This is a genomic window from Pseudomonas sp. OTU750018 (assembly GCF_011636575.1).
In the GTDB taxonomy this organism is placed as follows: Bacteria; Pseudomonadota; Gammaproteobacteria; order Pseudomonadales; family Pseudomonadaceae; genus Aquipseudomonas; species Aquipseudomonas peli.
In genome coordinates this window covers 389,983-402,362 of the sequence record NZ_JAAPAU010000003.1, presented here as the reverse complement: position 1 = coordinate 402,362, position 12,380 = coordinate 389,983, and the positions used below count along the sequence as shown (strand labels likewise).

The following is a 12,380-nucleotide window of genomic DNA, read 5'->3' as shown; positions in this document are numbered from 1 at the left end:
TCAGCCCTTGAAGTTGTCGCAGAAGGTCTGCGCTTCAGCCACATCCAAGGTGCCTTCATAGATGGCACGGCCGGTGATGGCGCCGATGATGCCGGGCGAACGCGCCAGCAGCAGCTTCTCGATATCGCCCAGGTTATGGATGCCGCCGGAGGCGATCACCGGGATACGGCTGGCCGCCGCCAGGGCCGCCGTGGCTTCGATGTTGCAGCCCTGCATCATGCCGTCTTTAGCGATGTCGGTATAAACGATGGCCGAGACGCCATCAGCTTCGAAACGTTTGGCCAGGTCAGTCGCTTGCACGGTCGACACTTCCGCCCAACCGTCGGTGGCGACGAAGCCATCTTTGGCGTCCAGGCCGACAATCACCTTGCCCGGGAAGGCTTTGCAGGCGTCGGTGACGAACTGCGGGTCTTTCACCGCTTTGGTGCCGATGATCACGTAGCTGACGCCAGCGCGCACGTAGTGCTCGATGGTTTCCAGCGTACGGATGCCACCGCCGATCTGGATCGGCAGCGTCGGATAGCGCTTGGCGATGGCCGTGACCACTTCGCCGTTGACCGGCTGGCCTTCGAAGGCACCATTGAGGTCGACCAGGTGCAGGCGGCGGCAGCCACCTTCTACCCACTTGGCGGCCATGCTCACCGGGTCATCGGAAAACACCGTGGAATCTTCCATGCGGCCCTGGCGCAAGCGCACGCAGGCGCCGTCTTTCAGGTCGATAGCGGGGATAATCAGCATCGGTTGAACCTGCTCAAGTCGTGTGAATTCGGTGGGTCAGCTCTTTTCGAGTGCCCAGAGGTCGCTTTCGATGCTCTCGAACCGTTCTTTCAGGTGAGCCTGCACATCAAAAATCGCCCGGTTGTAGTAGTGCGGCGCAATCTCGCGGGCAAACAGTTCCAGCACCTCAGCGGCCTCGAAACTGCCCAGCTCCAGCTCAAAGCGCTCGGCCATGAACCGCTTGAGCACCAGGCAGGCTTCACGCTCCTGCTCGGCACTCAAGGTCATGATCGGCGGTTTCGCCTTGCCTCGGCTCATTTACCAGCGGCCATCCCAGGCGGCGAAGTTCTGCAGCAGCTGCAGGCCATGGGTGTGGCTCTTTTCCGGGTGGAACTGCACGGCAAAGCGCGAGCCTTCGGCCAGCGCCGCAGCGAAATCCTTACCGTAGTGACCGCGACCGACCACCTGTTTGGGGTTGCCAGCCTCGATGTAATAGCTGTGCACGAAGTAAAAGCGCGCCAGGTCCGGGATGTTGTGCCACAGCGGGTGCTTGACCGACTGCGCCACCTCATTCCAACCCATATGCGGCACCTTCAGCGGCTCGCCATCTTCGACCATGTCCTTGCCGAAGAAGCGCACTTTTCCGGGGAACAGACCAATGCAATCAACGCCATCGTTCTCTTCGCTGTGCTCCAGCAGCGCCTGCATGCCCACGCAGATGCCGAGAAACGGCCGATCCGCGCTGACTTCACGCACCAGGCTGTCGAAGCCCAAGCGCTTGATCTCGGCCATGCAATCGCGGATCGCACCCACACCGGGGAATACCACGCGATCGGCTTCGCGAATCACCTGGGCATCACTGGTCACCAGCACCTTGCCGGCACCGACGTGCTCCAAGGCTTTGGCCACCGAGTGCAGGTTGCCCATGCCGTAGTCGATTACTGCAACTGTCTGCATTTACAGGCAGCCCTTGGTCGACGGCATCTGCCCGGCCATGCGCTCATCCAGCGTCACGGCCATGCGCAGGGCGCGACCAAACGCTTTGAACACCGTTTCAATCTGGTGGTGGGTATTGGTGCCACGCAGGTTGTCGATGTGCAGCGAAACCAGCGCGTGGTTGACGAAGCCCTGGAAGAACTCCTGAAACAGGTCCACATCAAAGCCACCGACCACGGCGCGGGTAAATGGCACGTGCATCTGCAGGCCTGGACGGCCGGAGAAGTCGATCACCACGCGCGACAACGCTTCATCCAGCGGCACGTAGGAATGGCCGTAACGAGTCATGCCCTTCTTGTCACCGATGGCCTGGGTAAAGGCCTGCCCAAGAGTGATGCCGACGTCTTCCACGGTGTGGTGATCATCGATATGCAGGTCGCCCTTGCACTGGATATCCAGATCGATCAGACCGTGACGGGCGATCTGATCGAGCATGTGCTCAAGGAACGGCACGCCAATATCGAACTTGGCCTTACCAGTCCCATCCAGGTTGATCGAGACCTTGATCTGGGTCTCCAGGGTATTGCGCTCGACGGATGCCGTACGTTCGGCCATCACCAGCTCCAGAAATTGCCCACGGAAAAAGGCTGGCATTATAGGCGGGCATCCGCCTGGGCGGCTACCGGCGGCGATCAGAGGCACAGACTAATGGCCCAACCGAAGCCTCGCAGCCTGCGCGAGCCCGTGGGGAAACTCACCCCGAGCAGGGAACCGGCCACCGACTTACCTATCCAACTGCCAGAGCAGACGGTTCGAAAGCCCAGGCGCGACGGGCCCGGCCAGAGCCAGCCACGCTGCGCACCTGCAAAAGCCGCTTGCAAAATCACCGCGTAAACGGGACTGTCGGCGGTCAAGGTAAAAACGCTGGCGCTATACTCGCCGGCTCGAATTGCAGCTCTTCACCATCTCGCTTCGAAACAAGGATTCGCACATGAAAGCGCTCGGCAAAATTCTCGGCCTGTTTTTTCTCGGGCTCTTGCTGATCATCGTGGCGCTGGGCTTTGCCCTTACCCACTTGTTCGATCCCAACGATTACAAAGATGAAATTCGCCAGCTTGCCCGCGACAAGGCCAACCTGGAGCTGACCCTCAAAGGCGATATCGGCTGGAGCCTGTTCCCTTGGCTCGGCCTGGAGCTGACCGACGCCACCCTCGCGAGCGTCAGCACTCCGGACAAACCGTTCGCCGACCTACGCCTGCTCGGCCTGTCGGTACGCGTACTGCCGTTGCTGCACAAAGAAGTGCAGATGAGCGACATCCGCATTGATGGCCTCAACCTCAACCTGCAGCGCGACGAGAAAGGCCGCAGCAACTGGGAAGATGTCGGCAAACCGGCCAGCGCCACGACTCCAACAGCCGACGCCCAAGCACCGAGCACCGACAGCGCACAGACCGACAGCCCAGCCACCGAGCCAGGCGAAAGCAGCCAGCCGTTGAAACTGGATATCGACAGCCTGATCGTCAACAGCGCGCGCATCGACTACCACGACGCACAGAAAGGCCAGCAATTCAGCGCCGAGAGCATCCAGCTGACCACCGGCGCGATACGCGAAGGCGCGAGCATCCCGGTCAAACTCAGCGCCTTCTTCGGCCTCAACAAACCGGTACTGCGCGCACGCAGCGAGCTGCAAGGCGAACTGCGCTTCGACCGCGCACTCAAGCGCTATCAGCTGGAAGATGCCAAGTTCTCCGGGGAGGTCTCCGGCGAGCCTTTCGACGGCCAGACCCTGACCTACTCGGCACAGGGCCAGCTTTTGGTTGATCTGGCCGCTCAAGTTGCCGAATGGAACGGCCTGAAACTCTCCGGCAACCAGTTGCGCGCCCTCGGCGAGTTGAAAGTCCGCGATCTCGACAAGCAGCCAAAACTCAGCGGCGGCCTGTCGATTGCCCCACTCAACCTGCGCGAGTTCCTCGCCACCATCGGCCAGAAACTGCCGCCGATGAATGACGACAAGACCCTCAGCCAATTTGAACTGGTCACCCGCCTAAGCGGCGCCGATAACAGCCTGACCTTCGAAGACCTCAAGCTGACCCTGGATGACAGCCACTTCAGCGGGCAACTGGCGGTAGCCGACTTCGCCAAACAGGCCCTGCGCGTGCAACTCAAGGGCGACCAGCTGAACCTCGACCGTTACCTGCCCGCACCGTCCAAGGACACCAAGGATGCCGGCGCCGCACGCAAGGCTGAGGTCAAGGCCAGCGTCGCCAGCGCCGGACAAAGCGGTAGCACACCGCTGCCCGACGCACCGACCCAGCACGCCTGGAGCAGCAGCGAAGTGCTGCCGATCGAACTGCTGCGCAAGCTCGACATGCAACTCGACCTCGGCCTCGATCAGCTCACTGCCCAACAGCAGGTGATCAGCGACTTCAGCGCCAAGGCGCAAAGCAAAGGCGGCCTGCTGACCCTGCAGGATCTGCGCGGCACTATCGGCAACGGCAGCTTCAATGCCAAGGCCAGCATCGATGTACGCCCAGCCGTGCCGTTGCTCAGCGTGCAGAAGAATCTCAGCAGCATCCCGGTTGAGCCATTCCTGAAAAAGCCCGACCAACCGTCACCGGTCAAAGGCCTGCTTGACCTCAACGCCAACCTGACCACCAGCGGCAACAGCCAGCGCGCCTGGATCGACGGACTGACGGGCGAGGCCAGTTTCCTGCTCAACGATGGCGTGCTGGTCGACGCCAATCTGGAACAGCAACTGTGCCGCGGCATCGCCACGCTCAACCGCAAATCCCTGAGCAGCGACCCACGCGGTAAGGACACACCCTTCGAAACCCTGCAAGGCAGCCTGATCCTGCGTAACGGTGTGGCCCACAACCCCGACCTCAAGGCCGTTATTCCGGGCCTGGCGGTCAGCGGCAATGGCGATCTGGACCTGCGCATCCTCGGCCTCGACTACCGCGTCGGCATCACCATCACCGGCGATCAACGCGAAATGCCCGACGCGGCCTGCCAGGTCAACGAGCGCTATGTCGGTATCGAATGGCCGGTGCGCTGCCGCGGCCCACTGGAAATGGGCGGCAAAGCCTGCCGCCTGGATCAAGACGGCCTGGGCAAGGTCGCCGCCAAACTGGCCGGCAACAAGCTCAACGAGAAGATCGAAGAAAAACTCGGCGACAAGGTCAGCCCCGAGCTGAAAGACGCGCTCAAGGGCCTGTTCAACCGATGAGCCCCGAGCAGTTTTCTGACGCAGTACTGAACTGGTACGACAGCCACGGGCGCAAAGACCTGCCCTGGCAACAGGGCATCACGCCGTACCGCGTGTGGGTCTCGGAGATCATGCTGCAGCAGACCCAGGTCAGCACCGTGCTCGGCTACTTCGACCGCTTTATGGCCGCATTGCCGACGGTAAATGACCTGGCCGCAGCGCCGGAAGACGAAGTGCTGCACCTGTGGACCGGCCTCGGTTACTACACCCGCGCGCGCAATCTGCAAAAAACCGCGCAGATCGTTATGCGCGAACATGCCGGCGAATTCCCCCGCGATGTCGACCAGCTCACCGAACTTCCCGGCATCGGCCGCTCTACAGCCGGCGCCATCGCCAGCTTAAGCATGGGCCTGCGTGCGCCGATCCTCGACGGTAACGTCAAACGCGTACTGGCGCGCTACGTGGCACAGGAAGGCTATCCCGGCGAGCCGAAGGTGGCGAAACAACTGTGGGATGTGGCCGAGCGCTTTACTCCGCACGCCCGAGTCAACCACTACACCCAGGCGATGATGGACCTCGGCGCCACCCTGTGTACCCGCAGCAAACCCAGCTGCCTGCTCTGCCCGCTGAAAAGCGGCTGCCAGGCGCACCTGCTCGGCCTGGAAATCCGCTACCCAATCCCCAAGCCACGCAAGGCGCTACCGCAGAAACGCACGCTGATGCCGATTTTCGCCAACCGCAACGGCGAGGTGCTGCTCTATCGTCGCCCGTCCAGCGGCCTGTGGGGCGGCTTGTGGAGCCTACCCGAGCTGGATGAAGCAACAGCCATCGCCACACTGGCCAGCCGCCACACCCTGCAGCTCGGCGCACAGCGCGAACTGAGCGGTCTGACTCACACCTTCAGCCACTTCCAGCTGGCCATCGAACCCTGGCTGATCCAGGTCGACGCCGCGCCAGCCGCCGTGGCCGAGGCTGACTGGCTCTGGTATAACCTCGCCACCCCGCCGCGCCTGGGCCTCGCAGCCCCAGTGAAGAAACTGCTGAAGCGCGCGGCCGATGCACTCGCAGCAAATACTGGAGAAACGCCATGAACCGCACCGTACAGTGCCGCAAACACAAGCAAGAACTCCCCGGCCTGGACCGCCCACCGTATCCAGGCGCCAAAGGTGAGGACATCTTCAACAACGTCTCCAAGCAAGCCTGGGACGAATGGCAGAAGCACCAGACCCTGCTGATCAACGAACGCCGCCTGAACATGATGAACGCCGAAGACCGCAAATTCCTCCAGGTCGAGATGGACAAATTCCTCTCCGGCGAGGAATACGCCCAGGCTGACGGCTACGTGCCGCCCAGCGAGTAACAACAGCGTCGCCTTTGTAGGACTGAGGGGGACGCCTAGTGCCATGCCCGCGATAACTTTGCCGGGCACGGCCTATTCGCGGCCATGGGCCTGGGCGTCCCCGCCGCTCCTACAGATCCCTCCCCGGATTGCATCCGAACTCCCCTGCGCCACACTCACCTGTAGGAGCGGGCTTGCCCGCGATCAGCTCGCCCCACCAGCCCCAACCCCCAGCGAAGCCCCTGCCGCAGCTAAGCGCCCGTAATAATTAAATATTTTTCAAACTCACGCTTGACACCTACCCCTCAAATCCGTCTAATAGCGCCCCGTTAGCCCGGGTAGCTCAGTCGGTAGAGCAGGGGATTGAAAATCCCCGTGTCGGCGGTTCGATTCCGTCCCCGGGCACCACATATAGTTTTCTGGTGATGTCAAAACCACTCGAAAACACCTAAGAAACCCGCCTAGTGCGGGTTTTTTATTGCCTGCAATTCCCGCGTATTTACCCGTACCTAAAGCCCACCACCTGGTGCCTTCGTCCGCCTGCCAGCAACATCACTCCCGGCTATGGGCCGAAAGCAAAGGTAGGCCTCCAGGCGCTCGCCCGGCATAATCCTGCCCATCTGTTTCCCGGTGCCGCGCCCGCTCACCCAGGAAGTTGTCACTCAAGGATTTCGTGCCCCATGAACCAACAAGCCCTGTCCGCCTTTATCTGGTCGGTTGCCGACCTACTGCGTGGTGATTACCGCCAGTCCGAATACGGCAAGGTGATCCTCCCCTTCACCGTGCTGCGCCGGCTGGATTGCGTGCTGGAGAACACCAAGGCAGCCGTGCTGGCCGAGCAGGCCGAAAAGATGAAGCTGGTGGCCAACCCCGAGCCCTTTCTGCTGCGCAAGGCTGGGCAGAGTTTCTACAACATCTCGCCGCTGGATATGGCCACGCTGATGGGCGACCCCGACCATATCCGCGACAACCTCTACAGCTATATCCAGGGCTTCTCCCTGCCGGTGCGCGATATCTTCGAGCGCTTCGACTTCTTCACCCAGATCGACCGCCTGCACAAATGCGGGCTGCTCTACCAGGTGGCCGAACGCTTCGCCCAGATCGACCTGCACCCGAATGCAGTGGACAACATGCAGATGGGCCTGGTGTTCGAGGAGCTGATCCGCAAGTTTGCGGAAATCTCCAACGAAACCGCCGGGGAGCACTTCACTCCACGTGAAGTGATCCGCCTGATGGTCAACCTGATCTTTATCGAAGACGACGAGGTGCTGACCAACCCCGGCGTAGTGCGCAACCTGTATGACCCGACAGCTGGCACCGGCGGCATGCTGTCGATCGCCGAGGAGTACCTTGTCGAGCACAATCCCCAGGCGCGCCTCAATCTGCATGGCCAGGAGCTCAACGACGAGTCCTACGCCATCTGCAAGGCGGACATGCTGATCAAGGGTCAGGACGTGGCCAATATCAAGGCCGGCAACACCCTCAGCGACGATGGTCATGCCGGCAAGCGCTTCGACTATATGCTGTCCAACCCGCCGTTCGGCGTGGAGTGGAAGAGGGTCGAGAAGGCCATCCGTCAGGAGCACGAGCAGCAGGGTTTCAATGGCCGCTTTGGCCCAGGCCTGCCACGCGTCTCCGATGGCTCGCTGCTGTTTCTGATGCACCTGATCGCCAAGATGCGCCCAGCCAACGAGGGCGGTAGCCGCTTTGCCATCGTGCTCAACGGCTCGCCGCTGTTTACCGGCGGTGCCGGTTCCGGCGAGAGCGAGATCCGCCGCTATGTGCTGGAGAACGATCTGGTCGAAGCAATCATCGGCCTGCCCACCGATATGTTCTACAACACCGGCATCAGCACCTACGTGTGGGTGCTGACCAACCGCAAGCCTGCCCAGCGTAAGGGCCTGGTGCAGTTGATCGATGCCTCGAGCTTCTGGCAGAAGATGCGCAAGAGCCTCGGTTCCAAGCGCAAGGAAATACCCGACAGCGCCATCGAGTCAATCACCCAGCTATTCGGCCAATGCACCGAAGCGCGCTTGGCCACGGTGCTGGATGCCAACGGCAAAGAAGTTGCCCGGCAGATTCTGCGTGACGGCGAAGCCGAACCCAGCGCGCCGGCTGGCGGCAAGGTCAAACTCGCACCACTGTCACGCCTGCTGCCCAACCAGGCCTTCGGCTACCAAAACATCACCATCGAGCGCCCGCAGCGTGACGAGCACGGCGCCATCGTTATCGGCCAGAAGGGCAAGCAAAAGGGCAAACCCCAGCCCGACAGCAGCCTGCGCGACACGGAAAACGTGCCGCTCGGCGAAGACGTGCAGGCCTACTTCAAACGCGAAGTGCTGCCCCACGCACCGGATGCCTGGATCGACCACGATAAGACCAAGGTCGGCTACGAGATCCCGTTTAACCGGCACTTCTATGTATTCGAGCCGCCACGGCCGCTGGCCGAGATCGATGCCGAACTTAAGGGCGTGACCGACCGCATTCTGGCGATGATCGGGGGACTTTCGGCATGAGTTTTCCGCGTTATCCCGAGTACAAGGATTCTGGGGTGGAGTGGCTGGGGAAGGTGCCGGGGCATTGGCATATTTCTAAGCTCAAGCACTTTACGCACTTCGTCGGTGGCGGTACGCCAAGTCGAGACAAGCTTGAGTTTTGGAATGGTGATATTCCTTGGGTATCGCCCAAAGATATGAAGTCGGAGCGCATCACTGGTGCAGAAGAGTGCATAACCGAAGAAGGGCTACTTAGCAGCTCTTCGTCACTGATCGCGAAAGATCGTGTGTTGATGGTTGTCCGCTCAGGAATTCTGAAACACACCATTCCCGTTGCAATCAATGATGTCCCGGTCGCCCTCAATCAAGACATGAAAGCGCTAAAATTTGCGCGTGAGAAATGCTTGAGCAGTTTTTTCTGGCGTTGGGTTCAAGGCCTAAATGACCGCTTATTGCTGGCTTGGTCGAAGCCAGGTGCAACAGTGGACAGCATTGAGCACGACTATTTAGCGGAGACTCGCATCCCGCTCCCGCCAATTGATGAACAGTTGCAAATAACCCTTTTCCTTGAGCGCGAAACCGCCAAGATCGACGACCTGATGGCCGAGCAGGAAAAGCTGATCGCACTGCTTAAGGAAAAACGCCAGGCGGTGATTGCCCATGCCGTGACCAAGGGGCTCGATCCGACGGTGCCGATGAAAGAATCAGGGATCGAGTGGCTGGGCACCGTCCCTGAAAGCTGGGATGTGAAACGGCTTTCTTCTATCAGCACCAAAATCACCAACGGCTATGTTGGTCCTACGCGCGATATCCTTCTCGACGAGGGGGTGCGCTACTTGCAGTCACTGCATATCAAGAAAAACGAAATTCGTTTTAACGAGCCCTACTTCGTGAGCCTGCAGTGGAGCCTTGATCATCAGAAGTCCATTCTACAAACCGGGGACGTTCTGATTGTACAGACCGGAGATATTGGTCAGGTCGCTGTTGTCACGGAAGAATTTGAGGGCTGCAACTGTCATGCATTGATCATTGTCAGCCCGCTCCGCACCGTGATTCTCGGTGAATGGCTTTCTTGGGTGCTCAACAGCGAATATGGCTTCCATAGCCTGCTCTCCATTCAAACAGGAGCCTTGCACCCTCACTTGAATTGCGGGAACGTCAAAGAGCTTTTCATTCCAGTTCCGCCACTGGAAACCCAGGCTGAGGCTGTTAAGTACCTAGCGACAGAAACTAGTAAGTTCGATGAGTTGATATCAACGGCTCAAAGTGCAATCGACCTACTCAAAGAACGCCGCACCGCCCTAATCTCCGCCGCCGTTACCGGCCAGATCGATGTACGCGGCCTAATCAAGGATGAACAGGAGCAAGCCGCATGAGCGATATCCAGCTATTTCGCCTAGGTGCCAATGGTTCCGCCAGCGAGCTGCCCGGCCGTACAGTGGCGGTGGAAAAGCAGCTGCAGAGCCTGATCGAGGCGCAGATGGAGTGCTTTCTCGGCGTGCGCTTCCTGGCCAGCGAATACGCCACCGGCAAGACCCACAAGGGCCGCATCGACTCCCTGGGCCTGGACGAGAACGGCTGCCCGGTAATCATCGAATACAAGCGCCACAGCAACGAGAACGTGATCAATCAGGGGCTGTTCTACCTGGATTGGTTACTCGACCACCAAGCCGAATTCCGCTGGCTGGTGATGGAGAAGCTGGGCAAGCAGGCCGCCGAGCAGATCGAATGGGGCGGCACCCGCCTGCTGTGCATCGCCGCCGACTTCACCCGCTACGACCAGCATGCGGTGCAGCTGATCCAGCGCAATATCGAGCTGATCCGCTACAAGCTGTTTGGCGACGACCTGTTGCTGCTGGAGCTGGTCAATTCGGTCAGCATGGCCAGCACCGTGGTTGCTGCCACAACGGCCGAGGCCGAAGCGGGCAAGCCCGCAGCAGTGAGCAAAGACAAGACCTGGCAGGAACAACTGGCCCTGGCTCCAGCGGAGATCGCTGCGCTGTTTGAGCAAACCACCAGCTACCTGCATTCCCTCGGCGATGATGTGCAGGAGAAGCCTCTCAAGCTCTACCTGGCCTTCCGCCGGCTAAAAAACTTCGCCAGCATCGTGGTGCAGTCCAAACGCCTGCAGCTGTACCTCAAGCTCAACCCCGACTCGGTCGAGCTGGTCGAGGACTTCAGCCGCGACGTGCGCACCATCGGCCACTGGGGCACGGGCGACCTGGAATTAAGCCTGCGCACCCCGGCTGACCTGGAAAGAGCCAAAACGCTGATCGAACGCAGCTACCAGGAGAACTAAATGCTGACGGCAATCCTGCACGGAAAAGCGGGACGAGTAGAGCTCGACGGGCTACCCGTCAGCTGGCGTCAGCTGTTTCGCAAGCGCGAGGACTTGCTGACTGCAGTATTTTTCGGACGGCTGCCTTATCTCTCAGATGAGGCTCAGGAACAGATACTGGCCCTACTCATAGGCAAAACGTTAGCCGGCGAGTTTGGCCAGCTGCGGGACATACGGTTCTGGCCCAAACTGGATGGAACTGAGGGCCGTAAATATGTCGAGCCCGATGTGGTCCTAGAGTTTAACGAACACCTATTGCTGGTCGAGGTGAAGCCCCCTTTCGGTGGCTCGCAATCATCTCAACAATGGCGCAATGAGATTCAGTCCCTGCAGAGCAACAACGATGATGAAAAAAACATCGTGCTACTTGCACTGGGACGCAATATGCCGGGCTGGCGGACCATGGCGCAAAAACTGGAAGGTGAGTTCGAAGAACTCAACTTACGGATTTTCTGCCGTGAATGGCATGACCTGCTTAGCGCTATCAGCTCCATGCGAAATGAAGCCGAAACACGTGACGCGCGCATTTATGCCGACTGGTTTGAAGCCTTCCACCTGTTTGGAATGATCACTGCTACAGCGCCCTTCAGCGATCTATTGCCACTCTGCAGCTCGGCTGAAACTTTCAATGAGAGTTTTGCCGCCTTACAGAAATGGGCTCCAAAGGTACAAAATCAGCATAAAACCATCACCTATATCGACTGGACGCCCCTGCTACCTCTTGTGCGGGAGCTCGAACAGGAAGAATTTCAATGGACATGAACCGTGATCAGGCTGCGTCCCTGGCAAACCAGGTACAACGCTCTCATCGCCTATTGGCAGGGTTTTACAAGCGAATGCTCCCCGCTTTGGACGACCTGGCTTCGAACTTCGGCGCCAGCTTCTGGTATTGGGGGCCGATCAGTTTTGACCGCCCTTGTAACTCCTCGACCAAACCCTCCAGCAAGTGGGTGTGGGACTTCCTCCCGCTCATAGCAGCACAGTTCGTATATACCCGTAATGATGACGGCAATCAGGCTGCCATTGAGTTGCAGCTGCGCATCGATCCGTCAGTGCTGCCGGGAGCTCGACCGAATAAGGGCCAGCCCAATCCGAGCAATTTGCCCGAAGTGACCCCGACCCTACGGATTTACCTGTACTGGCTGAAAGCCAACTCGTCTACAGACATAAAAAGTGAATGGGACAAAGCAGAGCATCCAGCAGGAGAGGCCAACAGCACTTCTTCCCTGACAGATGACCTCAGGGGCACATGGTTGGAGGTGCCACTGGCGGACTTCATGCAAGCCCCTCAGGAAACGGTCGCGCTGATTTCGAAGCACATCAGCCTGCCTGCCAACCCTGCTGAGTAGA

Annotated in this window: 12 protein-coding genes and 1 tRNA gene; 9 read left to right on the top strand and 4 right to left on the bottom strand. The window is 59.7% G+C overall.

The genetic code is table 11. The features are described 5' to 3' along the window. From hisA to hisB, 4 genes are read right to left on the bottom strand one after another with little or no spacing between them, the layout of a single operon-like run. On the bottom strand, positions 1-738 hold the full coding sequence (gene hisA, locus HCI85_RS17405; RefSeq protein ID WP_090254746.1) for a 1-(5-phosphoribosyl)-5-[(5-phosphoribosylamino)methylideneamino]imidazole-4-carboxamide isomerase: 738 nt from the start codon (positions 736-738) through the stop codon (positions 1-3). A 36-nt stretch (positions 739-774) separates the two neighbouring features. Next, positions 775-1,035 carry a DUF2164 domain-containing protein gene (locus HCI85_RS17400; protein WP_160089774.1) on the bottom strand — a complete coding sequence of 87 codons (261 nt, stop codon included), beginning with the start codon at positions 1,033-1,035 and terminating at the stop codon, positions 775-777. Continuing rightward, on the bottom strand, positions 1,036-1,674 hold the full coding sequence (hisH, locus tag HCI85_RS17395; RefSeq protein ID WP_090254742.1) for an imidazole glycerol phosphate synthase subunit HisH: 639 nt from the start codon (positions 1,672-1,674) through the stop codon (positions 1,036-1,038). It abuts the gene before it with no gap. Further along, a complete protein-coding gene (gene hisB, locus HCI85_RS17390) occupies positions 1,675-2,268 on the bottom strand; it encodes an imidazoleglycerol-phosphate dehydratase HisB (protein ID WP_090255169.1) in 594 nt (197 codons plus the stop codon). Positions 2,269-2,644: 376 nt separating this feature from the next. Here hisB and HCI85_RS17385 point away from each other — a divergent pair, with 376 nt between their 5' ends. The 9 genes from HCI85_RS17385 (at position 2,645) to HCI85_RS17345 (ending at position 12,379) form a co-directional block, all read left to right on the top strand. Then, positions 2,645-4,879 (top strand): AsmA family protein, encoded by a 2,235-nt coding sequence (locus HCI85_RS17385; RefSeq protein ID WP_167146476.1) that lies wholly within the window; start codon positions 2,645-2,647, stop codon positions 4,877-4,879. Further along, positions 4,876-5,949, top strand: coding sequence for an A/G-specific adenine glycosylase (gene mutY / locus HCI85_RS17380; RefSeq protein WP_167146473.1), 1,074 nt, complete (start codon positions 4,876-4,878; stop codon positions 5,947-5,949). The genes HCI85_RS17385 and mutY overlap by 4 nt, the downstream gene beginning before the upstream one ends. Then, the gene (locus tag HCI85_RS17375; protein ID WP_167146469.1) at positions 5,946-6,218 is read left to right on the top strand and encodes an oxidative damage protection protein; all 273 of its coding nucleotides are present in this window, start codon (positions 5,946-5,948) and stop codon (positions 6,216-6,218) included. The genes mutY and HCI85_RS17375 overlap by 4 nt, the downstream gene beginning before the upstream one ends. 311 nt (positions 6,219-6,529) lie before the next feature. Beyond that, positions 6,530-6,605 (top strand) — tRNA-Phe (locus HCI85_RS17370). 272 nt (positions 6,606-6,877) lie between these two features. Beyond that, on the top strand, positions 6,878-8,713 hold the full coding sequence (locus HCI85_RS17365) for a type I restriction-modification system subunit M (RefSeq protein ID WP_167146464.1): 1,836 nt from the start codon (positions 6,878-6,880) through the stop codon (positions 8,711-8,713). Beyond that, positions 8,710-10,068: a restriction endonuclease subunit S gene (locus HCI85_RS17360; protein ID WP_167146461.1), complete on the top strand. Its 1,359-nt coding sequence runs from the start codon at positions 8,710-8,712 to the stop codon at positions 10,066-10,068. The genes HCI85_RS17365 and HCI85_RS17360 overlap by 4 nt, the downstream gene beginning before the upstream one ends. Then, positions 10,065-10,991: a DUF5655 domain-containing protein gene (locus tag HCI85_RS17355; RefSeq protein WP_167146458.1), complete on the top strand. Its 927-nt coding sequence runs from the start codon at positions 10,065-10,067 to the stop codon at positions 10,989-10,991. The genes HCI85_RS17360 and HCI85_RS17355 overlap by 4 nt, the downstream gene beginning before the upstream one ends. Next, positions 10,992-11,792, top strand: coding sequence for a hypothetical protein (locus tag HCI85_RS17350; protein WP_167146455.1), 801 nt, complete (start codon positions 10,992-10,994; stop codon positions 11,790-11,792). It abuts the gene before it with no gap. After that, positions 11,783-12,379, top strand: a complete 597-nt coding sequence (locus HCI85_RS17345; RefSeq protein WP_167146452.1) for a hypothetical protein — start codon at positions 11,783-11,785, stop codon at positions 12,377-12,379. Before HCI85_RS17350 ends, HCI85_RS17345 begins: the two co-directional genes overlap by 10 nt. Position 12,380 lies beyond the last annotated feature (1 nt).